The organism is Gracilibacillus caseinilyticus, assembly GCF_022919115.1.
In the GTDB taxonomy this organism is placed as follows: domain Bacteria; phylum Bacillota; class Bacilli; order Bacillales; family Amphibacillaceae; genus Gracilibacillus; species Gracilibacillus caseinilyticus.
This window is the reverse complement of the sequence record NZ_CP095072.1, coordinates 1,476,144-1,500,687: the sequence shown is the minus strand read 5'-3', so window position 1 is coordinate 1,500,687 and position 24,544 is coordinate 1,476,144. Positions and strand designations below refer to the sequence as shown.

General features: G+C 40.1%; 16 protein-coding genes. 8 read left to right on the top strand and 8 right to left on the bottom strand.

What is annotated here, in order from left to right; all coding sequences use genetic code 11:
• Positions 1-36: 36 nt before the first annotated feature.
• Positions 37-1,302: a D-arabinono-1,4-lactone oxidase gene (locus MUN88_RS07280; protein WP_244722802.1), complete on the top strand. Its 1,266-nt coding sequence runs from the start codon at positions 37-39 to the stop codon at positions 1,300-1,302.
• A gap of 337 nt (positions 1,303-1,639) precedes the next feature.
• On the opposite strand, the gene MUN88_RS07275 is transcribed toward MUN88_RS07280, so the two are convergent.
• The 5 genes from MUN88_RS07275 to MUN88_RS07255 form a co-directional block, all read right to left on the bottom strand.
• Positions 1,640-3,247: a response regulator transcription factor gene (locus tag MUN88_RS07275; RefSeq protein WP_244722799.1), complete on the bottom strand. Its 1,608-nt coding sequence runs from the start codon at positions 3,245-3,247 to the stop codon at positions 1,640-1,642.
• Between the two features lie 11 nt (positions 3,248-3,258).
• Positions 3,259-5,052: a cache domain-containing sensor histidine kinase gene (locus tag MUN88_RS07270; protein ID WP_244722796.1), complete on the bottom strand. Its 1,794-nt coding sequence runs from the start codon at positions 5,050-5,052 to the stop codon at positions 3,259-3,261.
• 181 nt (positions 5,053-5,233) lie between these two features.
• Positions 5,234-6,553: an ABC transporter substrate-binding protein gene (locus MUN88_RS07265; protein WP_244722794.1), complete on the bottom strand. Its 1,320-nt coding sequence runs from the start codon at positions 6,551-6,553 to the stop codon at positions 5,234-5,236.
• Positions 6,554-6,599: 46 nt separating this feature from the next.
• The gene (locus MUN88_RS07260; RefSeq protein WP_244722791.1) at positions 6,600-7,433 is read right to left on the bottom strand and encodes a carbohydrate ABC transporter permease; all 834 of its coding nucleotides are present in this window, start codon (positions 7,431-7,433) and stop codon (positions 6,600-6,602) included.
• Between the two features lie 19 nt (positions 7,434-7,452).
• The gene (locus tag MUN88_RS07255) at positions 7,453-8,394 is read right to left on the bottom strand and encodes a carbohydrate ABC transporter permease (RefSeq protein WP_369809984.1); all 942 of its coding nucleotides are present in this window, start codon (positions 8,392-8,394) and stop codon (positions 7,453-7,455) included.
• Between the two features lie 383 nt (positions 8,395-8,777).
• On the opposite strand from MUN88_RS07255, the gene MUN88_RS07250 reads away from it, so the two are divergent.
• The gene (locus MUN88_RS07250; protein WP_244722776.1) at positions 8,778-9,410 is read left to right on the top strand and encodes a YesL family protein; all 633 of its coding nucleotides are present in this window, start codon (positions 8,778-8,780) and stop codon (positions 9,408-9,410) included.
• Between the two features lie 20 nt (positions 9,411-9,430).
• Here MUN88_RS07250 and MUN88_RS07245 read toward each other — a convergent pair whose 3' ends face one another.
• Positions 9,431-11,059: a rhamnogalacturonan lyase B N-terminal domain-containing protein gene (locus MUN88_RS07245; protein WP_244722775.1), complete on the bottom strand. Its 1,629-nt coding sequence runs from the start codon at positions 11,057-11,059 to the stop codon at positions 9,431-9,433.
• Positions 11,060-11,300: 241 nt separating this feature from the next.
• Between MUN88_RS07245 and MUN88_RS07240 the strand changes: the two genes are divergently transcribed.
• On the top strand, positions 11,301-12,347 hold the full coding sequence (locus tag MUN88_RS07240) for an NAD(P)/FAD-dependent oxidoreductase (protein ID WP_244722774.1): 1,047 nt from the start codon (positions 11,301-11,303) through the stop codon (positions 12,345-12,347).
• Positions 12,348-12,742: 395 nt separating this feature from the next.
• Here the strand turns inward: MUN88_RS07240 and MUN88_RS07235 are convergent, their stop codons facing one another.
• A complete protein-coding gene (locus MUN88_RS07235) occupies positions 12,743-14,674 on the bottom strand; it encodes a fructose-1,6-bisphosphatase (RefSeq protein WP_244722773.1) in 1,932 nt (643 codons plus the stop codon).
• 313 nt (positions 14,675-14,987) lie between these two features.
• On the bottom strand, positions 14,988-15,161 hold the full coding sequence (locus MUN88_RS21850) for a hypothetical protein (RefSeq protein WP_369809983.1): 174 nt from the start codon (positions 15,159-15,161) through the stop codon (positions 14,988-14,990).
• 187 nt (positions 15,162-15,348) lie between these two features.
• On the opposite strand from MUN88_RS21850, the gene MUN88_RS07230 reads away from it, so the two are divergent.
• The 5 genes from MUN88_RS07230 to MUN88_RS07210 all read left to right on the top strand — a co-directional run bounded on the left by MUN88_RS07230 (position 15,349) and on the right by MUN88_RS07210 (position 24,475).
• Positions 15,349-19,413 (top strand): endo-1,4-beta-xylanase, encoded by a 4,065-nt coding sequence (locus MUN88_RS07230; RefSeq protein ID WP_244722772.1) that lies wholly within the window; start codon positions 15,349-15,351, stop codon positions 19,411-19,413.
• A 245-nt stretch (positions 19,414-19,658) separates the two neighbouring features.
• Complete coding sequence (locus MUN88_RS07225; RefSeq protein WP_244722771.1) at positions 19,659-22,610, top strand: phosphatase PAP2 family protein; 2,952 nt, start codon at positions 19,659-19,661, stop codon at positions 22,608-22,610.
• A 325-nt stretch (positions 22,611-22,935) separates the two neighbouring features.
• A complete protein-coding gene (locus tag MUN88_RS07220; protein WP_244722770.1) occupies positions 22,936-23,406 on the top strand; it encodes a hypothetical protein in 471 nt (156 codons plus the stop codon).
• Between the two features lie 450 nt (positions 23,407-23,856).
• The gene (locus tag MUN88_RS07215) at positions 23,857-24,075 is read left to right on the top strand and encodes a hypothetical protein (protein ID WP_244722769.1); all 219 of its coding nucleotides are present in this window, start codon (positions 23,857-23,859) and stop codon (positions 24,073-24,075) included.
• A gap of 145 nt (positions 24,076-24,220) precedes the next feature.
• Positions 24,221-24,475, top strand: coding sequence for a hypothetical protein (locus MUN88_RS07210; RefSeq protein WP_244722766.1), 255 nt, complete (start codon positions 24,221-24,223; stop codon positions 24,473-24,475).
• Positions 24,476-24,544: the final 69 nt, after the last annotated feature.

Sequence of the window (24,544 nt, the reverse complement as noted above, 5' to 3'; positions counted from 1 at the left end):
ACATAACAAAAAGATTGATAAAGGAGCAGAAAAACTATGAAAAAACAGCAAAATTGGGCAGGAAATTACACGTACAGCACAACGAACTGGCATACCCCGCAAAACGTAGCGGACATTCAACAACTAGTAAAAGAATGTAATTACGTAAAAGTGGTTGGCAGCCGGCATTCCTTTAACAGCATCGCCGATTCTGAGCATCATATGATGTCCCTTGAGCACCTCAGCCAGGTGGTAGATTTTAATAAAGAAGCACAAACCATAACGGTCGAAGCTGGCATGAAATATAGTGATTTGTCGTTATATTTAGAAGGCACGGGTTTAGCACTTCATAACCTGGCATCGCTTCCACATATATCAGTTGCCGGCGCATGTATGACGGCAACGCATGGTTCCGGCGATCACAATGGCAACCTGGCAACAATTGTAAGTGGTATCGAATTTGTTGATGCCAATGGAGAACTGGTTCATCTTTCACGAAAAGACGACGAAGAAACATTAAAAGCTCTTGTCGTAGGACTTGGCGGGTTCGGAGTCGTGACCAAGCTTACCCTTGACTTAGTACCTGAATATCATATCAAACAGAACGTCTATCATAACCTGACGCTTGCTTCTTTTCAGGAGCATGTCGAAGAAATCTTCGCCAGTGCTTACAGCGTCAGTCTTTTTACAGATTGGAGCAGTCCCGGATTCAACCAAGTATGGCAAAAGGAAAAAGTTGCAGAAGACGCATCTGCTGAAGCAGTACCGGAATTATATGGCGCAACATTAGCCACGGAAAAAATGCATCCGATTGCCGGGCACGGTGCTGAGCATTGCACAGATCAATTAGGAGTTGCCGGTATCTGGCATGATCGAATGCCGCATTTCCGTATGAATTTCACGCCGAGCAGTGGAAAAGAATTACAAACAGAATATATTATTCCCCGACAGCATATTGTCGATGCGGTAACAGCGATCGGTAAGCTTGGTAAAAAAATATCACCATTACTCTATGTGTGTGAGCTCCGTTCTATTGCACAGGATGATCTATGGATGAGCATGAACTATCAGCAAGACTCGATCGGCATCCATTTCACCTGGAAAGATGACTGGGAAAGTGTCCAGCAAGTCTTACCAGAAATTGAAGCAGCCTTAAAAGCATTTGAACCACGTCCACATTGGGGCAAGCTCTTCACCATGGCACCGGCTCAAGTCCAAGCTCGCTATCCAAAATTGCCGGAATTCCGTTCGTTACTGCAAAAATACGACCCTAACGGAAAATTCCGTAACCCCTTTTTAGATCAATACATCTTTGGCGAGTAACATTTCAATTTCATTACCAGGGAAATAATTTGTCGTTTTATAGAAAAGCAGGGCATAACGATAGCTACCTATAAAACGGATTATGTAAAGTGGAGCCGTATGTCATTGTGGTCATTTTGAGAGGTTTTAACTGCTTAGCATAGCTCTGGAAATATGCTCCGCTTCCTGTGGGCACGGCTAAGCTAGCATAGTCTTTAAGTCTATAGAATATGGTGATTCGCTCCTATCTGCCATGCAAATGCTTTACTAGTGGGGAGAACAGCATATTGTAAAAAACGGAGCAGAAATGATGTGAGTGGAACAAATGATTACTTCCTTGTTCCACTCTGCTGTACTATTATAAACGAGATTTCACTTCTTCCCGATACCTGTAATCCTTCGGAGAGTAACCATGATGTTTCTTAAACAATTTCAAAAAATAACTTTTCGTATCAAATCCTAATGCATAGGCTATTTCCTCGGTGCTTTTGGTTGTATGATCTACTAATTCCAATGCTTTTTCCATCTTAAGTTTCGTTACATATTCGATGAACCCTTCACCTGTCTCGCGTTTAAACATTCTGCTGAAATAACTGGCATTTAAATGCAGATGTTCCGCAGCCGCTGTTAAGGATAATTTCTTATCAAGATGAGTCTGTACGTATTTTTGCACTTTAATAATATCCTCATTTTTTTGTGATACATCCATCTCCTTCACCTGATCGATAAACTGAGTAAAAATAACTTTCGTTACCTTCTCGAGATGTTCAATTGTCTCTATTTTGTACATCACATACGCTGTTATCGTCTCCAGAGAATCTGCCTCAAAATTTCTCAACGCATTCAACGATATATTCATATCCAAAATAGCTTTCATCACCCAATCCTTCACCATAGCGGGCGCGTATTTTTTCTTCTTAATAACCGAAAATTCGTTGGACAGTAAATGCATCAGTGGTTCTTGTTCCTCCGTCAGAATATAGTCTTTTAACCGTTTAATAAAAGCCACATAGTTAGTGAACAGCGTCTCCTGACAATATGACTCAAGGTAAAAGGCTTGTATACTGTTATGTGGGTAATAGAATCGTGCGTCTTTATTATTTAATAATAATCGCATATGCTCAATAAGCTGTTGATGCTGGAGATCTGCACCACTCACCACAGACGTCACACTAATGTTTAAAAAATGTTTCATGTGAGCATGTATTTTCTCCATTGTATAATAGATGTCTTCAGCCTTATTCGGAAAAAGCATTAAAAATCTGCCTTTTAAATAAAATACTTGCACATGCTGCTGGTGGTTTTCACCTAAGACTTCTTCCACAATATTGTTTACCGCAAATTGAAGGATCGTGTCATTCTCATAATGCGCTATCGCATCATAATATTGATCAATATACGTTAGCACCACCGTAAATGCCTCATGATAAAAATCAATTCCTAATAATTGTTCTTGTTCCTCCAGCCAATCCGTATGCTGCAAACGATCCTCTTGCATAATTTTTTCAAGGAATTTTGCTTTTAAAATGGCATTATTATCTTCCAAGAATTTTGCGAGCTTATGCTGTTTGCTTACAGATAGCCGATCCTGATCAATCGTATCCTTTAATTGTTCTAATACTGCGATTAAGTGCTCCTCCTCCATCGATTCTTTCAGGATATAATCATATGCCTCTAGTTTTAATGCTTGTTGGGCAAAACGAAATTCATCATGACAGGAAAGAATAATATTATAAGATGCTATGTTTTGCTTTCTTAACTGTGAGATTAACTCAATTCCATTTAGTCTGGGCATGCCTATATCCGTAATAAGCACGTCAAAGCTATTATTCTCTAAATATGCTAATGCCTGCTGACTATCTTTAAAACTTGCCATCACTTCAAAACCATATTGCTCCCATGGAATCATTCTTCGCAGAAACTCTATAACCAGTGCATCATCATCTACTAACACTACGCGATACATCTTCTTCCTCCTCATTCAACCGGAATCCGGAAGACAATTACCGTTCCATCTCCTTCCAAACTATCGATCACCATATCAAAAGCATCTCCATAAATCAGTTTCATACGTTGGTACACATTTTGCAGCCCGATACCATTAAAGGATTGGGTATCCTTTCGCTTCAACTCATCCAACGTCATATCTGATATTTTATTGCGCAGTTTTTCTAATGTCGCAGTGTTCATTCCCACCCCATTATCTTGAATCAGTATTTCGACATAGCCATCCTCTTGCAGAAAAGCGTCTATCTCTACTGTCTCTTGCTTTTCATTATAACCGTGTATGATAGCGTTCTCAATAATCGGCTGTAAGAAAAAACGTGGTACCTCTTTCACGGTAGTTGGCTCATCTACAGATAGGAGCAATTTCACGTCATGCTGGTGTCGGAAGTTCATCAAATCAACATAGTGCTGGACAATAGACAGCTCTTCACCTAACGGAATAAATGCATTATTACGATTAATGGTCATCCGGAGTAATGCGGACAGCGAATAGATGACTGCTGCACTATCGGTATCACCCTTCATCTTGATTTGAAGACGAATCGCATTTAATACATTAAATAAAAAATGCGGATTGATCTGAGCTTGCAGCATATCCAATTCTGCATTTCTTTTCGTTTCTTCCTGTATCCTTACCTGTTCTATCATGGTTTCAATGGTATCAAGCATATGATTGAATGAATGACCTAATTGTGCTACATCGTGATTGCCAGGGGTATCGAATCTGGCAGACAGGTCGCCTTTCTCAACGGATTTTGTCACGTTCGTTAATGTGACCAATGGCTTTGTCATTTCTCGTACCAGTACAATCAAACCGATTAGAAAAATCACGAGAAAGCCGCCTTGAATCAGGATAGTCGTTCTTGTAACGGTATTAATAGAACCAATTGTGCTTTTATAAGGCACTAAGCTAACCAACCTCCAGCCTGTATACGATACAGGATAGGAAACAAGCAAATGAGATTCATTTTGATAGTCTACAACCTGATAAGATTTCTCTGAAACATTGTAAGGCAAGGTTTCGCCAATCTCTTGCTTATCCACACTGGAATATATCTCACCAGATTGATTGGTCAGGTACAATTTAGTATGGTGGTCGCTTTGCATATTCTCAAACATCTCTTTTATTTGTTCCTCCTTGAAACTGATAATCAGATATGCATCCAATGGTGTAGAGCTTTCGATTTTTCGCCCTATGGTGATCAAATAGGGATCTGACTTTCGCTCTGCCTGTATATAATTCTGCTGGGCACCAATCCATAACGTATCATAGAAGCTCAAGGTATCCAGCTTCTGAAACCAGTCCTGTTTTTTGAATTGCAATGGATTGAAATCGACCCTTGAATAATTGGTATAGTATAAATCATTGTTAAAAAGGATCGAAATATAGGCTGGTGTTAACATATCAGTCAGGCCCACTAACGCTTTCGATATATGCAGGTAATTCACGGCCATTTGTTGCGAAGCTTCCGGTGAATCTGCATTAATTAATTCTTGTTTTTTGAGCAGCTTATTCATATTCGTGTCAAACTGAATATAATTCGACGTATACATCATATCGTCTAAAATATTTTTTATCCCCGATTCAATCATGCGCAAGTCATCTTTAGACTGTTTTGCCGCCCGTTCCTCTAGAACATCTTTCGTGAAATAATTGGATACCAGGTACGTACTTACCCACGGTAATAAAATGCATAATATGACCGCAATGATAAGTCTTGTCCTTAGTGACAGCTGATTTAATTTGATTAAGCCTTTCTTCACAGTACAACACCACTTCCTGCTACATGCATAATAGAGGATGTTCAAAAAGTCACCAAATGATAAGCGGGAATCTCTTCGTTAACTTGTTTCTCACTCGGCAACTTTTTGAACACGTACTATTTTTGAACACATACTAATAGAGAGAAAACATAAGTTTTCTCTCTATTATAGCAAAGTGTTGCTATTGGTTCGCATCCACCACTGCTTGCACCTTCTCCTGAATATTTTTCATTGTTGTCTCTAAATCTTGTTCCCCTAACAAATATAGTTCGACTTCTGCATCAAATTCTGTATAGGCTTCTGTTACATAGGCAGGCGGTGCAAAAGATTTACTCGGCTGAACAGATGTCAGTGCGTTTTTCAATGATTCCATATCAATAGCATCTGGATTTTCCGTTCCACTCGCCAGGTTCTCCAAGACCGTATCTAAATCCGCTTCCTTCCATGAAGGCACCCAGACCCCTTGTTCCACAATTCCTTCTGTAGTTAACCAGCGCATGAAGTCATAAGCTTCCTGTTTGTGCTCGGAATTTTGTGCTACAGATACAAGGTCACCACCCATGGCTGAATACGCTTCATCTTCGGCTTTATTTTTTGGCCACGGTGCCCAGGCAATCTCAAAATCAGGTGTAAATTGACCCCACTCTGTAATCATATAGCTGGCGATTGGAATCATCGACGCCTCTCCACTGAAGAACTGTTGACGGTAATCTAATTTCTGCGAGAGAATTTCTGTGAACGGTACCGATGTTTTATCGACATTCTCCAGTTGATCTCTTAATTCAAGTGACGCTTTTAGCATCGGATCATCCGCATTAGATGAGCCATCTTCTTTTAAGATCATGGTATTTTCAGGTTTACTTAATAACTTCAAGGATGAATGTGTATTATGCCAGCTGTGCAAATAGGATCCATAATGGTCATCTGTTGTTAATTTCTGCGCATACTCCTGGTAGTCATCCCAAGTCCATTCGGTTGGAATCTCTAAGCCTGCTTCATCTAAATGCTGTTTATTTATCATAACCAGATTCGTCACATTTTTCATTGGTAAGCCATAATACTCTCCATCAATCGCTGGATACGTGTTATTGTACACCTCGTTGATATCAATACCTTCCGCTTCCATATACTCATTGATAGGCGCAACTAACCCGGCATCAATTCGTTTCACCCAGTCATTCATATTGGAAAACATAATTAAATCCATTTTTTCCCCTGCTGATGCCATTAAATCTAGCTGTTTAAAATAATCCTCCGAGTTCATATTTTCGACGAGTGGCATCGATTCAATCTTAACATTTGGATGTTCTTCTTCATATTTAGCAATCAGCGACTCCCATTTTCCAACATCATCGTTAATCCAATGCACGAATTTCAGGTTAACTTTTTCATCTGAGGAAGAATTCCCCTCATCATTTGATGTTTCTTCATTCCCTGAACAAGCTGCTAAGATCACCATCAGTAACACCCCAACCAAAGCAAACCAACTTATTTTTTTCATCTAACCCCTCCTGATTTTCTTATATAAACCTCTTCTATATGAGGACTTACCCTTTTACACCACCGAGCTGAATACCTTCAATAACATTTTTCTGACCAATAATAAAGATAATTAATAATGGTAATATCGCTGACACTGAAGCTGCCATCATTAGTGAGTAAACGCTTCCATGCTGATCAGAAAAACTTTGCACACCTAATTGTATCGTATAGAGTGCCTCTGTCCGAAGAAAGATTAATGGATATTGGAAGTCATTCCAAGTCCAGATAAATCGTAATATCGCATAGGTAGCAATGGCCGGACGAACCAGCGGTAAGGCAATCGCAGTAAATATCCTGAAATGCCCCGCGCCATCCATCCTGGCTGATTCTATAATTTCATTGCTGATACCTAAATAAAATTGACGAAGCATAAATGTTCCAAACACACTGAAACTATTCAGCAGGATAAGGCCGGTATGTGTATCATACAGCCCTATCCATCGATAAAGCAGAAATTGGGTAACAAGTAACGTTTGTGGCGGAATCATATAAGTAGCCAGCACCACTAGAAATAATACATTGCTTCCTTTGAAATTGATTTTGGCAAACCCATATGCTGCTAAACACGATATCGTAACCGAAGTAAGGGTCGTCAGCACCGTTACTTTAATCGAATTCCAATATAACAGTAGAAACGGCATCGAACCGGTCCAGACTTCTTTATAATTTTCTATTGCATGCCACGTATCAGGAATCCATTGGATCGGAAACGTAAGTACATCTTCCTCGACTTTTAAAGATGCGGATATCATCCAGAAGAAGGGCATTAAAAATGCAAGACCAATAATCGCCATTATAATCGTTGTGATCAATTTTCTCGTGTCTAATCGAAATGTCATATCATGAACTCCTTTCTGCTTAATAATTCACCCATTTTTTCTGTCCAATAAACTGGAGGTACGTAATAATTAAAATAATAATAAACATCACTAACGCAATGGCGGAAGCGTAACCTGTTTTCAATTCGATAAAGGCCTGCTGGTAAAGATATACTACAGGGGTTAATGTCGAGTTGGCCGGTCCACCTTCTGTCAGTACAATAATTAAATCGAATACTTTAAAGCTAGAGATGACTCCTGTTACCAAAAGGAGAAATGTCGTCGGAGACACCAATGGTATCGTTATTTTTGTAAACTGGAACCATGCGGAAGCGCCATCTATTTGAGCAGCTTCATATAATTCCTTAGGGATATTCTGCAACCCTGCTAAATAAATAATCAGATTAAAACCGATGCTTGTCCATATCATAATCAACATGACAGAGGGCAAGGAATAGGTCACATCGGCAATCCATTCGGGCGGATGATCGATTCCGATTGACATCAGGAATTGGTTGATCGGCCCCTGCGTAGGATGGAACATAACTTGAAAAACAACCGCAACCGCTACAATACTCGATATAAACGGCATAAAGTAAATGACCTTAAACAAATCTTTCAAATACACATATCGATTAATAATGACGGCTAAAGCCAAGGAAACCATTAACGTGATCGGTATAGCCAATAATAAAATAAAATTATTTTTCAGGGCTTTTATAAATAGTCCATTCGAAAATAGTGCCGTAAAGTTATCGAATCCGATAAACTTCACATTATTATAGCCGGATACAAAGTTCCAATCGGTAAAACTTAACGCTAATGATGCGAATATCGGAAACAGTACTAACAAAGAAGTACCGAGAAACATAGGGGCAATAAACAGATACCCTGATAAATTCTCTTTCCAGCCGCTAAAAGGATCACCATTACTTTTTCGGGCCTTTTTGCGTGCTTTCTTTTGTTGTTCTGATAGATCCATTGCTTCAGATTGTACCTTCACGTTGCTCACCTCTTTTTTCTGATAGTAGCTTTAGTATAGATTTTGTATCCGCTTCCAACAATCAATATTTTTTACCAATTGCGCAAAATTTTTACCTGTTTTCTCGTGTTTCATCATGCCGACTTTTGAACAGATCAAAAGCGGTACAATATTTTTACTACATTGAAAATATTTTTACTCGATTGCGCAAAGATGTCATGAACCGATGGCAGTAATGTTATAGTTATGGTTAGAATAACGGGCTTAATCACATACAGTTCTCCTTGATTCTTGATGCGATTTAATTATTCCATTCGGCATCATGACTGTCATTATATACTTGCGTTTCTTATACTTCCTAACGCGAAAAAAGAGGTGAGATCATGCAATTTGGTACATTCACAAATTCCATTTATACCTTCTGCAACTGGTTTGCCAGGCTTGCATATCTGAATCTGCTGTGGATATGTTTTACGTTGATTGGTGGCATTATATTGGGATTCTTTCCAGCGACCATTGCCTTACTCGCAACATTAAGACAATTTTTAAAGGGAAACTCCCCTGCTATCAGGAGTACTTTCTGGGGCTACTATAAAGAAGAATTTTGGAGAAGTAACCGACTCGGTGGATTAGTGGCTAGTATTTGCTTGTTACTGTTTATTAACTTCTTCTTTCTCCAACCTGCTGATTCCTTCTATGTCTTGTACACTTGGATCATAATGTGCTGTCTCTCTGTGCTCGTCATTTGTTATACGTTAGCCCTTTATGTAGAGTTTGAACAAACATTAACCATGCTGATAAAAAATGGGATACTCTTAACACTGTACAACCCTGTTCCCAGTTTGTTTATCATCTTCGGGTTTTCTGCGGTCTATTTCGTAATCACTAACATCCCTGGCACTGGTTTCTTTTTCTCAGCAAGCATCTTAGGCCTGGTAGTTCTATCATCTGCTAATCTAGCGTATCGCAAAGTAGAACGCAAACAACAAAACGGTTCTCCCGTTTCACAAAAATGAAACAGGAGAACCGCTCCTCATCAATCTATTAATTCCACTGTATCGTACACCCAGCCAGCGCTTAACCAATTCCCTAAATCACTGGAGCCACTAACCGGCGTAATCGACATCGTATTCGTCCCTTCTACTAGATCAGAAGCAGGAACAGTCCAGGAGAACGTCGTATTGTTACCTCTGTAGGTTCCAATCGTAAAGCTTCGCGAATTCGGCTGATTGGATGGACTATGAAGGCCTAGTGACGAACCATTCATCGTAATACTAGGTCTGCCACCGTTATAGGCAGTGGTAATACCTATATTTAATTCATGCGATGAAGCTGCCTGGGCTGCAGTCAAGTTGAACGTCACGGTTGTTGGTGAATTCTCACCCCGGAATTGAATCGCCGGGAATTTATTCGTTGCACTTCCAACTGCATATGTCACAGGTCCCCAGCTTTGGTTTCGGCTGTCAGAAGGATGACGAAGCGGAATCGTTTGCCCATTTTTCAGCTCCCACGGTGTACCATCCCAATCCCCAATTCGCCATATCGCAGACGCTGCACTCGGGTCATTGTTGATCGTTCTCGTATTTAACGTGGTCGTCTGGTTAGCGGAAACTGTGACCTGTTCACTGTAAACCTCCAGTTCTTTTTTGTAAACGGTCATCGTATACGTCCCAGGTATCATGCCATCTTTCACTGCGGTTCCAGAGGAAGATGCAGTCGTCCAGTATTGGGCATTATCATTGGCAAATCCAACCGTATATTCATAATTGGAATCCATGCCGTTCAACCCGTTTAATACCACTTTTCCCCTGCTGGAAACCCAGCCTTGCAGATTCAAGCCTGACATCCAGCTGAAGTCAGGCACACTAGGCGTCGAACCAGTAGTAAATACTAATGCGTATGGGCCGTGAAGTCCCATCCGCCAGTCCTCTGTCTGGGCATGTCCCGAATTCATATAATTATAGATTTCTGTATCCCCTCCACTCTGGAATTGAATATCCCGAAAAAAGGGACCACCGGAACTTTTTTCACGATTACCATACGCCATAAAGACACCGACATTGTTACCTGTTGCACCTTTTATCGTTAAATCCTTTGCCTGATCATTGCCATAATATTTAGACGTGGTATAGCCATTGGAATGTCCAAACACATCGGAGCTCTCGATCGCTCCTGTTGTACCACTATTATCCGAGCGTTCCGGAACATCGGTTAACACATTACCGTTTCCACGGAAAATGTAGCGTAACTCCCCAACAGATGGTTCTTGTGTCGTGTAGGTTGCCATATAAATAATATTTTGGCCGCCCCTTGATGAATAGTAATGCGTCAGTGTATCGGTACTAACAGTAATGAGAACGGTAGAACCTGACGGCGATTTGTTCCAAGTCACATCTGCACCCGATCCCAGCCCGGAAGCAATATGTGAATTCTTGGTGGAACCGGTAAGCTCCGTGCCATTCATTTTACTTGAGGTAATATCCCCATTATCTTTATCAACTGTATATTCCAGACCAGCCCCCGTATTAATCACCAATGTAGAACCATTATCCGTCACATAAACAGTAGCAGCTTGTCCTCTTTCAGCCGGAAACACCATGCATACCAAGATGATTGTTGCAGCAAAAATCACAAAGAGCGCGTTACGTTTAAAGCTTTTTTTCATCCTTTCTCCTCCTATCATTTTTAGGCTTAGACAACGAATGAATGCGTTTACATTTTAAGTGAAAAAAACGGGCACCTCCTCGCTTCATTTACTTACTTATACCTTACCATATCTGTAAAAAAATAGAATCCTCCATAATTGCTAACTTGATGGGAATTATAGGTAATACAAGAGGGACTACAGCACCCCTTTTCATATGTTACAATATGAGAATTGATAAGCAATTGAAGGAGCGGAGAAGATGAAGGAATTTACTATAGTTGGCGGTGGGATAGCAGGTGCGTCTATCGCCTATCATCTTGCCAAAAAAGGACAACATGTCACCGTCTATGACCGGTTTGATCAAGGTCAGGCAACATTTGCATCCGCTGGCATCATCTGTCCCTGGACCAGCCAGCGCCGTAATAAAAAATGGTACCGTCTCGTCCAGGAAGGTGCTCGTTATTACCCAGCCTTTATTAAAGATTTGGAACAGACAACGAATCAGCCTACAGGTTACAAACAAAACGGTGCCATCTGTCTATTTAAAGATGATCGGATTCAGCAGCTGGCATACGAACGGATATCGGCAAAACAGGAGGCATCACCTGAAATGGGAAGTGTCACGAAAATGGCGAAGAAAGATGTAAAAGCTTTGCATCCTTATTTGACCGACTATTACCCAGCCGTATTTGTAGAAGGTGGCGGTCAAATTGATGGCGAAAGCTTGCTTACTTCATTGAAAAAAGGTGTGTTGGCACACGGGGGGAATTGGCTGGTGGAAGACGTCGATCCTAGAGAGTGCCAGGGTACCGTCATTTATACAGCGGGGGCATGGGCTGGTGAATTTCACGATCAGCCAACAATCCGGCATCAACGAGCGGAATTATTACATTTTCAACTGGATGAAGATGCAGATGCAATGGGTACACCGGTTGTTATGGGACTTGGTCCGATGTATATTGTTGGAACAGGTGCCGGCAACAGCTTTGCGATCGGCACAACACATGAGAAAACAGAGGAATTCTCCGTTGCGCCTTCTGCGGAAAACAAAGCCTATTTACATCATGAAGCAGAACGCTATTTTCCAGACGTAAACATAGACGATCACAAAGTCTCGGTAGGATTACGACCGTTCACGAGAGATTCCTTGCCGTTTATCGGATATAACGATGACAATATCTTCGTCGTTAATGGATTAGGTTCAACAGGCTTAACTGCGGGTCCTGTCATTGGACGTGAAGTAGCTGCCTTTTTATCCGGAGAAGAAACTACCTTGAACTTAGCCGATTATGGTTATTATGAATGAAAATTGTAAAAAAAAAGCAGCTCATAACACACAGGTTAAAAAACTTGTGTTACGTGCTGCTTTTTACTCATTATGCGCTTATTGGAGTAGCATGTTGATCGAATGAGATGCTCTTTCGTTCATTACGGCTCCTCTTCCTCTGAATGTGCTCATCCTTCAACCATTTTTCAGACCACTCCACCGCTGCCAACTTGCAAAAGAGTAGTTGAACACTTTTTTGATTATTTTTCGAATGACAATCACATATTTTCCATGTTTTTTTAGCATGTGTCGCAGTTTTTCTTATATGAAGTATGTTCTAAATTTCCACTAACTTGGGCTTTTCTATATTGCTAATATTTTTTCCTATCGTGTAAAGAAAACGAAGAGCATCCTCTAAGAACCGCCATTTCCTATCAATCCATATACCGATATTCCATCAACCGCTTCAACATCTCAATCTCTTCTAACAGTTCCTTCCCAACGTTCGTTTCCCTTACTTTCTTCCGTTCCAATTCTTTATCCACTACTCGTCTGACAGAAAGAACGTCAGCGCCGTTGTTGATCACTTGCTCCTTCGAGTTAAAATGCTGATGGGCAACGAGCTGCATACCGAAGGAATTATATAATAAGGTGTAACCCGCGATACCTGTAGTAGATTGATAGGCTTTCGAGAAACCACCATCAATGACGATCATTTTGCTATTTGCCTTGATCGGATTCTCCCCTTCAATTTCCTTTACCGGCGTATGGCCATTAATAATATGGCCCTGATCCGGATCAAGCTCAAACTCCTCCAGCAATTTACGACAGACCGCTTCGTCTTCTCTTAAGTAATAATACGGATTTTTCTTTTCCTTATGAGATGCTTTATCATCGATAAAATATCGTTCAAATGTCGTCATCGCCCGTTTTCCAAATAATGAGGAATACTCCCCAGTCCACAAATACCAGACCATATCGGTTGCCAGATCATCCGTCCGATCCCGATGAGAAAAAGAATATTGTAAATAGTGTTCAAACTGATCGAGTAATGCTCTTCCTTTATATGTTTCGCCTTCGATCACCATCTGCTCCATCTCACCATCCTCGTTGAGCGGAATACAGCCGTGAATCAATAAGTTACCATTATACCGTAAGTAGAGATTCCCTTTTTTCATTAAAAATTTCATATGTCGTGCCAGCTTTTCCGAGTGCTGTACCGACAATAACAGCTTATTCATCACTTCTTCTTCCTCTTCCAGTAACCTGGCCGGGTCAGCTGGATCAATCGTAGCAAAGCAAGTATTTTTGAGCGAATACGTATTACCATAAATCGTTATTTCGTTATTCTCATAATCTACCTTTTCTAACACTAAGCGTTCGGACATATTGAAAAAATCACGACGCTTAATAATCGGACTTTCCAGCTTGAACTGAATCATCGCAATTGCCTGATGGATCTTGGTAATTTGTAACGATTCATGATCTGACAGCAGTTTGTCCTTGTGCTCTTTCGGCCGGAAAGGAGCATTATCATCGTAATATTTCTCTGCCAACGTCAACAATGGACGAAGGTTGATCCCATATACATCTTCAATAATATCGAGATTATCATAACGTGCACAAATTCGGATAATATTAGCCAGGCACACCTTAGAACCCGCAAAAGCCCCTAGCCAGAGCACATCATGATTCCCCCACTGGATATCGAGGGAATGATAGTTGATCAAGGTATCCATAATTTTATCAGGATCAGGTCCACGATCATATATATCACCAACGACGTGAAGGTGATCAACGATAAGGCGTTGGATCGTATAGGCGAGGCCTGTAATCAATTTCTCCGATTGGCCGAGTGTAATTATTTGTTGCAGTATCATTTCATAGTAGGATTTCTTGTTGGAATACTTATCTGATTTGTACAGCAATTCTTCAATAACATAGACGAATTGCTCAGGTAAAGCTTTACGCAGCTTAGAACGCGTATATTTCGATGAGGCATATGGAATCAGTGTAATCATGTTACAAATTGTTTCCTGATACCACTCGTGCAGCTCGTTTTTGCTGGAGAATTTGTTTTTCATTAATTTAATTTTTTCTTCGGGATAGTAGACCAGTGTGGCAAAGTCATCAATCTCCTGATCTGTTAATCTATCTTTGAAAATATCGGTAATCTTCTCTTTTACCTTCCCAGATCCATTACGCAGCACATGCTGAAAGGCGTGATACTCACCATGTAAGTCACTGACAAAGTGCTCCGTCCCTTTCGGAAGATTTAAAATAGCTTCTAAATTAACGATTTCCGTAACCACTTTTTCTTCGCAATCATATTTTTCTGCAAGCAAATCTAAGTATTTCGTATCCACCGTGACAATATCCCCCTTATACAACTAACAAAATATATCCTATATTGTAACAATAAACACAACGTATATCTATTAATACGTAATAAAATACAACATAAATAACAAAAAGCACATAACAATTCATTAAGGGATAAACCAGATCGTTCTCACGATAGCTACCTATAATACGGATTATGTTAACTAGCTGCTTAGTGGTAATTTTGAAATGGTTCATGTGCTTGCTTCTTAACTCATAAAAAAAGATTATGTCTTCCATATAATGAGTTTCCCCTGTTTATCTTTCTTAAAAATGTGGTATTATATAAATAGAAACTCATATAATAAAAAAACGACCACAGTTGGAACTGTGGTCGCCAGATGCCCACTCTCTTGATAGGGGGTTGGCGATATCTAATGAAAAAATAGCCCTTACCCATTTGCTCAGAACAGGGGGGCTATTTTTTGTGTTAAAAATAGCGACAACGACTGCAATCAGCGCTATGATCATCGTGGAAAAGGAAATCATGAGCGTGAGTGCTTGGAATGAACCGTCTTCTATTTAATCCCTTTACTTTTCTAAGTTTCTCCTATAGTTTCAGGGTTAACGTCCCTCCTCTAAACCGTTACAATAACAACGAACATATCACCACGAACTTGTAAGCGCTTCATAAAATCAAAAATGGAGGACCGAATCTATGGGTAGAAATGCAAAGAGATCGATTTCGCTATTCTTAATCATTATGCTAGTTTTCCCATCATCAGGCTTCACCCTTACCGCTCAAGCAGCAAGTGCAGACATCCCCGTGTTACTTTATCACAGAATCATCGAGAATCCGTCCAATGAATGGACCGATACAAGTATTGAAAAATTTGAACAAACGATGCAATACCTTCACGATCACGACTACCAAACCTTATCTGCTGAACAATATGTGAAGATACAGGATGGCACAGAAGCTCCACCAGAAAAATCGATTTTACTGACATTCGACGATGCGACCCCAGATTTTATCACCAATGTGCTGCCTATATTGAAAAAATACGACATGCAGGCTGTTCTTTTTGTTGTAAGTGACTGGATTAATGGCGATTACAGCATGTCCGAAGCGCAATTAAAAAGTCTTGTCGATGAACCGAGTATAAGTATTCAGAACCATTCGAAGAGGCATACCGAAGAAGGTGTATGGACCAACAACATTACACTTGAACAAGCAAATGAGGAAATCGCAGCAGCGAACACCTATCTGAAAGCCATCACGAATCAAGATCCTGTTTTGATGGCATATCCTTATGGCGCTTATAACGAACACGCCGAACAAGCCAATCAGGAAAACGGCATTAAGTATGCCTTCAAAGCCGGACAACCGAATGGAGGAAATTTTGCAATGGGACGGTATTATATCAAAACAGATACTAGCGTAGCAGACATTGCGGATTGGATTGGCGGGCCTGCACCAGAAGAACAAACAGACCAAGAGACAACGGCTGTTTTTCACGAAACATTCGCTGATGGAAAAGGTGCTGCCGTCCAAGCGGGCAATGCCACGTTAGCATCGAAATCCGAGCTGGTATATGACGGGAACGAGGATGGAAAATCCATTCTTATCAGCGATCGGACCAACAATTGGGATGGTGTTGATTTACCCTTTGATAATTTAAATATGGAAAATGGCAAAACGTATACCATTACGGTAAAAGGATATATAGATACTGACGTCACCGTTCCAGAAGGTGCTCAAGCTTATCTGCAGAACATCGACAGCTATGACTGGACAGTCGGGGATGACTTAGTCGCAGGAGAACCTTTCCACTTAACAGGTCAATATACGGTTAATACGTCCAAGGATTCTGCTCTGCGTATTCAATCTAACGATGCAGGTGCAACTGTTCCTTTTTATATTGGAGATGTGCTTATCACCTCGGAGGAAGCGGATCCGGAACAACCATCTGCTCAAGGTTTGGCACCGATCACATTTGAAGACGAAACATTCGGTGGATTCGAGGGTCGATCCGGAACAGAAACATTGACCGTAACAGATGAAGCCAACCATACGGATAACGGTGTTTTTGCGTTAAAAGTCGAGGACAGAACCGAAACATGGCACGGCCCTTTTTTGCCAGTTGCCGAGTATGTCGAGCAAGGAAAAGAATACACAATATCTGCCTGGGTAAAACTGATATCTCCTGACAGTTCAGAACTGCAGCTTTCCACGCAGGTAGGCGAAGGGGACAATGCCAGCTACAACAGCATACAAAGCAAAACCGTCAGTAAAGCAGATGGCTGGGTACAGCTGGAAGGAACGTATCGCTACAACAGTCTTGGTGACGGATCCATAACGATCTATATCGAAAGCTCCAATAACGCAACTGCTTCCTTCTATGTCGACGATATTTCATTCGAGCCAACGGAATCTGATGAAGTCGAGATAGAAAAAAGGTTAACACCGATCAAAGAGATATACCAAGATGATTTTCTAATCGGTAATGCGGTATCTGCCACTGAATTCGAAGGTACCAGATTAGAGCTTCTCAAGCACCATCATAACCTTGTCACTGCAGAAAATGCGATGAAGCCTGGTGCTGCATATAACGATCAAGAAGAATTCGATTTCTCAGCAGAAGATGCACTCGTTCAAAAAGCGCAGGAGCAAGGCTTTAACATCCATGGACACGTGCTGGTCTGGCACCAGCAATCCCTTGAATCCTTGCACACCGATGAAAATGGCGATCCACTATCACGTGAAAAAGCACTGACAAATTTAAGAAATCACGTCAAAACCTCTGTAGAGCACTTCGGTACCAATGTCATCTCATGGGATGTCGTCAATGAGGCGATGAATGACAACCCGCCGAATCCATCTGACTGGAAGGCTTCCTTACGCCAATCAGGCTGGTATAAAGCAATTGGACCAGACTATATTGAACAGGCCTTTCGAGCAGCAAAAGAAGTCATCGATAAAAACGACTGGAATATCAAGCTATACTACAATGACTATAATGATGATAACCAAAACAAAGCAGAAGCTATTTATCAAATGGCCAAAGAACTTAATGCAAACTATGCCGCAGAGAACAATGGTGAGTTGCTCATTGACGGTATCGGAATGCAAGCACACTATAACTTAAATACCAATCCTGAAAATGTTCGTCGTTCCATGGAGAAATTTATCTCACTTGGTGTAGAAGTAGGCGTAACCGAGCTTGATGTTACAGGAGGAAGCAATAACGAACAGACAGAACAAGAAGCAAATGAACAAGCATATCTTTATGCGCAATTATTCCAGCTCTACAAAGAACATGCCGATAGTATTTCCCGGGTAACTTTTTGGGGATTAAATGATAGTACGAGCTGGCGCGCTGAGCAAAGTCCATTATTATTTGACGAAAATCTGCAGGCCAAACCAGCCTATTATGCGATCGCTGATCCGGAAACGTTCATCGAAAATTATGATCCAGTAGAAAAAGACGCAAGGCAAGGCGAAGCAACATTTGGCACACCAGTCGTTGACGGAACGCTTGATGACATCTGGGACAGCGCAGCAGAACTTCCTGTCGATCGCTTTCAGATGGCGTGGCAAGGAGCAAACGGTGTTGCGAAAACATTATGGGATCAGGATCATTTATACGTCCTTGTCCAGGTCAGTGATGCTCAGCCCGACAAATCAAGTGAAAATCCGTGGGAACAGGATTCGGTTGAAGTTTTTATCGATGAGAACAATGGCAAAACAGCTTTCTATGAAAAAGATGACGGTCAATATCGGGTCAATTTTGATAATGAAACTTCTTTCAATCCAACAAGTATAGCAGAAGGCTTCGAATCTGCTACACATGTATCAGATAATGGATACATGGTAGAAATGAAGATACCGTTGCGCCATATTTCACCTGCCAACAAGCAAAAGATCGGTTTCGATGTCCAAATCAATGATGGAGCAGATGGCGCACGCCAAAGCGCTGCCACATGGAACGACACAACAGGCGCTGGCTTTCAGGATACCTCTGTCTTCGGCGAGCTTACGCTGATCGATACTTCTGAGCCAGATCCGGAAGACCCTGAAGACCCAAAAGATCCAGAAAAACCCGAGAAACAAACCCGTGTTACCGTAACGCCTGACGTTACCAATGGCGAGGCAGCGATTGAAACAGACTCGCTCGATCCACTGGCTGATCAAGGTGAATTGCTGATCGATTTAGGTGAGCATAATGATTCTATCAGCCTGGCATTTACTTCTGAACAAATAAAATGGCTGAAGGAACATCACATCACACTCATCATCCAGTTAAAAAATGTCAGCTTGCAGCTAGCAGCCGCCAATTTCACGAACGGATCAGACGCCGCAACAATCCAGTTAGATCGATTAGCTGATGTTGATCAAGCATTGAGTGTGGTCTATGACTTTAAAATCAAGCAAAGCGACAAACAAATAGACACATTCGAAGAAAAAGTGACACTGAGTTTTTCTGTGGATAGTGACAAAATAAATAATAAGGATCAGCTGCAACTGTTCCATTGGAACCCAGAGACCGAAGAATGGGAAGCAATCGGCGGAGAATGGCAAGATGGAAATGTGACAGCACAAACCGGTCATTTCAGCACCTATACCGTTTTTGAACAGGAAGCGAAAGAACAACAGCCTGTTACGGACGACGGACAAACATTGCCTGACACTGCTACTTCGACCTATCAGTATTTGTTGGCTGGGGTACTATTTTTCTTAGGTGGTGTGTTTTTCCTCTTTATGAGAAGAAGAAAAGCTTAATCGTTTGTAAAGATAAATATATGAAAATATTTAGCAAACCAAGTCATTTGTGATTTGGTTTGCTTTTTTATACTGGGATCGCTAAAGAGAACTACAAATTTCGTGATAACTCTCTACTTTTCTACATAAAATTCACACAATTTTAACAGTTTCCCTACATTCATTTAACATACAGTCCTTAGAGTGAAATTTGTGTGGTTAATTGATTTAAAAATCTGCAGCAGAAAAGGAGAAATGAAAAAGGTATGAAATTCATAAAAAAAATATCAATACTAGTAATACTTTCCACGCTAATTATGGCACCTTCTGAGCTTCCTGTTCAGGCCGCTAGTCCATATTCTGACACGGAGCATTCAAAACCTTCCAAGCCACAAGGGACTACTGAAGAACTCTATACAGATGCTCCTGAAGTTGAGAAACCTTTACCAGCAGTGGATAATGGCGGAAATGCTAATGATTTTATCTTAAAGAATGTAGCTGCGACTAATCCTTTTATACAAATTTTAGATGGTTTTGATCAAATATGGTCTATGAATCAACCAGATTGGAGAAACGGAACAGCGTTAACTATACCAGGTGCTAATGGTAAGGTTGCTAATTACGGGGACGGACCTACCGTTTATTTTGATGGATATAAAAATGATGAGACAAAGGTCGTAGCAGATAAGAATACATATGCGAACGAGGAAATCAGAGACCCGAAGACTTGGACAGCTAATATAAAATATGTAGAGAACGTTACTCAAAACAGAACAGATGAAGAGGCGTTAGCGGCCTATTACGATGATCAAAGGGATAAGATATACAGTATGATGGAAGCCTATGGGCCTTTAGCGAATACCTACGCAGATATCGTAAATCCGATCACAAGTGTTGTCAGGTCAGCAGAGGATATGAATATCGTACTCGAGGAAACGACTGTTGAGGATCAGGCACAAGGAATGGGACAATGGGAGGAATCTGAACTGTCAGATGCGATGGATTTAGTTCATTTAATCAGATTTAGGAATCCTTCTTCGTCAAATCCTTCTAAGTACTTTTTCTCTTCTCCAAGACCATATAGAATGAATTCAAATGGCGAAGTGAAGGAAGTTGTTGATGAGAACGGCTTACCTGTTTGGGATACCATCGGCAGTGGTGAAAGTACAGTAGAAGCATTACCTTCAGGTGGTAAAAAAGAAACAGGAGAAAGACATTACCAGCAATATGAAACGGATGTAGAAGTAATTCCTGCATTAGAATATGTAAAAAGAAAAGCAGAAGACGGGAGAGGTAAAGACGGAGCATTTCCAAGTGGGCATACAAGTGCCTCTTATTTGTCAACATTCGGATTTGCATACGCAACACCAGAAAGATATGCTGAATTTCTAACAAGAGCAGCCCAAATGGGAGAAAATAGAATAGTGACCGGCATGCACTCTCCACTTGATGTTATCGGAGCAAGAATACAATCTACAGCAATGACTGCCTATGCATACAATCTTTCAGAAAACCAAGAGGTATTGGATAAGGCTTATCAAAATGCTGGGGAAGTATTCGGTGAATTAGCTGAATCAAAGGAAATGAGCTTATACGAATTTGCACATACCGTAACCGAGGATTATACGTTTGAAAGTGCGTACGATGAAGAAAAGTGGGAAGATCATGAAGCAAATAAAGCCTTCTACCGGGAAAAACTTACTTACGGATTACCTCAAACAGGAACAAAAGGTCTAGACCCTGTAGTACCTAAAGGGGCAGAAGTTTTATTGGAAACTCGTCAGCCTTATTTGACAGATAAACAACGTAGAGAAGTATTATATACCACAGAAATTGATTCAGGCTATCCAGTAATAGACGAGTCAAATGGTTGGGGAAGACTTGATTTGGTAACAGCATCTGATGGATATGGTGCGTTTTTAAGCAATGTAACAGTCAATATGGATGCTTCAAAAGGAAGATTTAATGCTCATGATTGGTGGAGAAATGATATTACTGGCAGTGGTATGCTTACCAAGCAAGGGACAGGGACACTTACATTGACAGGAAATAATAGTTATTCAGGAGGCACATTGCTACAAGGAGGAACGTTAGAAGCTACTTCTGCGACTGCTTTTGGTGAAGGCGATCTTTATGTAGAAAATGGTGCAATCTTAGTTAATGTAGATGAACCACTGAATTTAAATGGCAACTTAACAATGGAAGCTGGAAACCTGGATATCGCAATAGATAATGACAAACCGCAAATAAATGTAGACGGACAGTTATACCTTGATGGTGGGAATCTGGATTTGGATCTTTCTAATTATGAAATGGACAAGGCTGCAAATATCACTTTAATGACTGCTGACAAGGTGAAAGGTAAATTCGATAATGTGACTGCAGATGATTACGAGGTAACTATCACTTACAACAATAATAGTGTCGTTGCACATATCAACACAAACGATACTTCTGATCCAGTTTCACCAGATCCGGAAGTTCCAAAAGATCCTGTCGATCCTGAAGAGCCTGAGGACCCAAAAGATCCAGAAAAACCCGAGAAACAAACCCGTGTTACCGTAACGCCTGACGTTATCAATGGCGAGACAGCGATTGAAACAGACTCGCTCGATCAACTGGCTGATCATGGTGAATTGTTGATCGATTTACGTGATCATAATGAGTCTGTCAACCTGGCATTTACTTCTGAGCAAATAAAATGGCTCAAGGAACATCATATAACGATCATCACCCAGTTAAAGAATGTCAGCTTGCAGCTAGCTGCCGCCAATTTCACCAACGGATCAGACGCCGCAACAATCCAGTTAGATCGTTTAGCTGATGTTGATCAAGCATTAAGTGTGGTCTATGACTTTGAAATCAAACAAGGAGACAAACAAATAGACACCTTCGAAGAAAAAGTGACACTGACTTTTTCTGTGGATAGTGACAAAGTAAATAATAAAGGTCAGGTGCAACTGTTCTTTTGGAATCCAACACTCGAAGAATGGGAAGCAATCGGCGGAGAATGGCAAGATGGAAACGTGACAGCACAAACCGACCACTTCAGCACCTATACCGTTTTTGAACAGGACGAAAAGGAACAACAGCCTGTTACGGACGACGGACAAGCATTGCCTGACACTGCTACTTCGACCTATCAGTATTTGTTGGCTGGGGTATTACTTTTCTTAGGTGGCGTGTTTTTCCTCTTTATGAGAAGAAAAAAAGCATAGTCGTTTTATGTATAGAAATATATATATATCACTAATTAGAAACCAAATCTCAAATGATTTGGTTTCTCTTTTTGTTTTGTATCCAATTTAATAATTATCATACGAACTCACAGATCAAATAACATATATAAACAGTTTTTTTAACTTAGTAAATGTTTTGGAACATCTAATTTTTATAAACCAAAAACGGACCGTCATGTTATGTTACTATTTATAGATGTTGTGAAGGATTGTTTTTGAACTAACGTAGCAGGGTTTTGAAAGAAGTATGGAAGTAAAATATCATAGGAAATTCTAAACTAAAGGGTGAGATCGGAGTGACAGGATGAAAAATCACAAAATGAAAGACATAGTAATAAAAATTTTTACAGTGTTGGTATTAGGTATCATCATTTGGAATTCCATAGCCTACCTTAGTGACATGTTTATGGGGCAAGAATATAATTCTCTAAGTCACTTCATCATTGCTCTAATCACAACTGTTTTAACCGTTACTCTCATACAAGTGGTACTAAAAACTGACAAAACCTCATGGACCCAACTTGGGCAATCTACTTTTAAAACAAATATCTTTTCATTTTTTCTTGGCTTTTCTCTCTGGACAATACCTGCATCTATTGGTTTATTTATTTGTTTAATGCTTGGGTGGGTTGAAATAGAAATTCATACAGATTTGTATTCCCTAATGGGGAGTATTTTGATCTTATTCATAACTGTATTTTTTATAGAAGCATTACCTGAAGAACTTGAAATGCACTTTGTAACTAACAACTTCCAAGATTGTTCTTTTAGTTAAGGGAGAGCTACCAAACTGCAGATCCGGTCAAAATGTGACAACTACTTAAACAAAACACACCTCACAATGTTCATAGTAGTAGTTACAATGCTAAGCTACACTTAAATTTTTACAGATCAAATAATTCAGGTATCCCTTTCTAATTAGGGATACTTATTAATCCTTTTAATCAAAACGGATAAACAATAATTATATATTCCCTATTGATAAACATTTATTGTTAATCAATAAATTTTGTATTACAATATAACTTACTGAAGTGCATTTTCATGGACAACATCTAGAATAGCGTGAAAGGGAGTGATTATCATAGGATTATCCATAATACTCTTACTGGTAATAGGCTTTATTGGAATAACTTCAATCGTTACACCAAATATATCTGTTAGAAAAAACGGGAAAGGAAAATCACCTCGAAAAATTTCTTATGTAATATTAGGTTTGTTGGTTTTGCATTGGGCATTTTTCTTGAACAGCGGTTACGCTTTATTTCAATCGAATATTGCAGATGCCATTTTTATGCCTGTATGGTTAGTGTTATGTGTAGCAGGATTGGTCACAGTTAGATATGAATATAAGAACAACAAAAAGTTTGCCTTTTTACTTGCCGGCTTCACAACAATCAGTTTATTATTTAGCATTTTCATTAACGGAATATCAAAAATGTAAATACTCTTTTAATTCAGTTAGGGTATGGATTACTCTATACTCTGACTACTGGGCTGCTCTTGCTCTTTTTGAGCTACGGAGTAAGCTAACTCAAAAACAACGTAGATAGGATTAGGCTTTATTTAATTACAGAGGGAGAGATGGTATGAAACGGTTAGCTTGCGTTTTGATGCTTTTTCATTTGTCTGTTAGCATATTGTGGTTAGCAAATTCACCTAAATTATTTTCGATGTTGGGTATGATTATATGGTTAATTTCGATTGTGTTAGGCTTTATTGCTTATAAACAAATAAAAGACAAAAACACAACAAGGAAGCTTTTATTGTATTCAAGTTCCTTTATGGTATTTTTGCTTGTTGTTACAGGTTTAATAGAGATAGCAGTAACTTCTATGCCATAAAAAGAACTAACGAGGCAGCAGATCGAGCAAGGAATTATTTAAGCTTATATTGCAATTAGTGATGGCTGT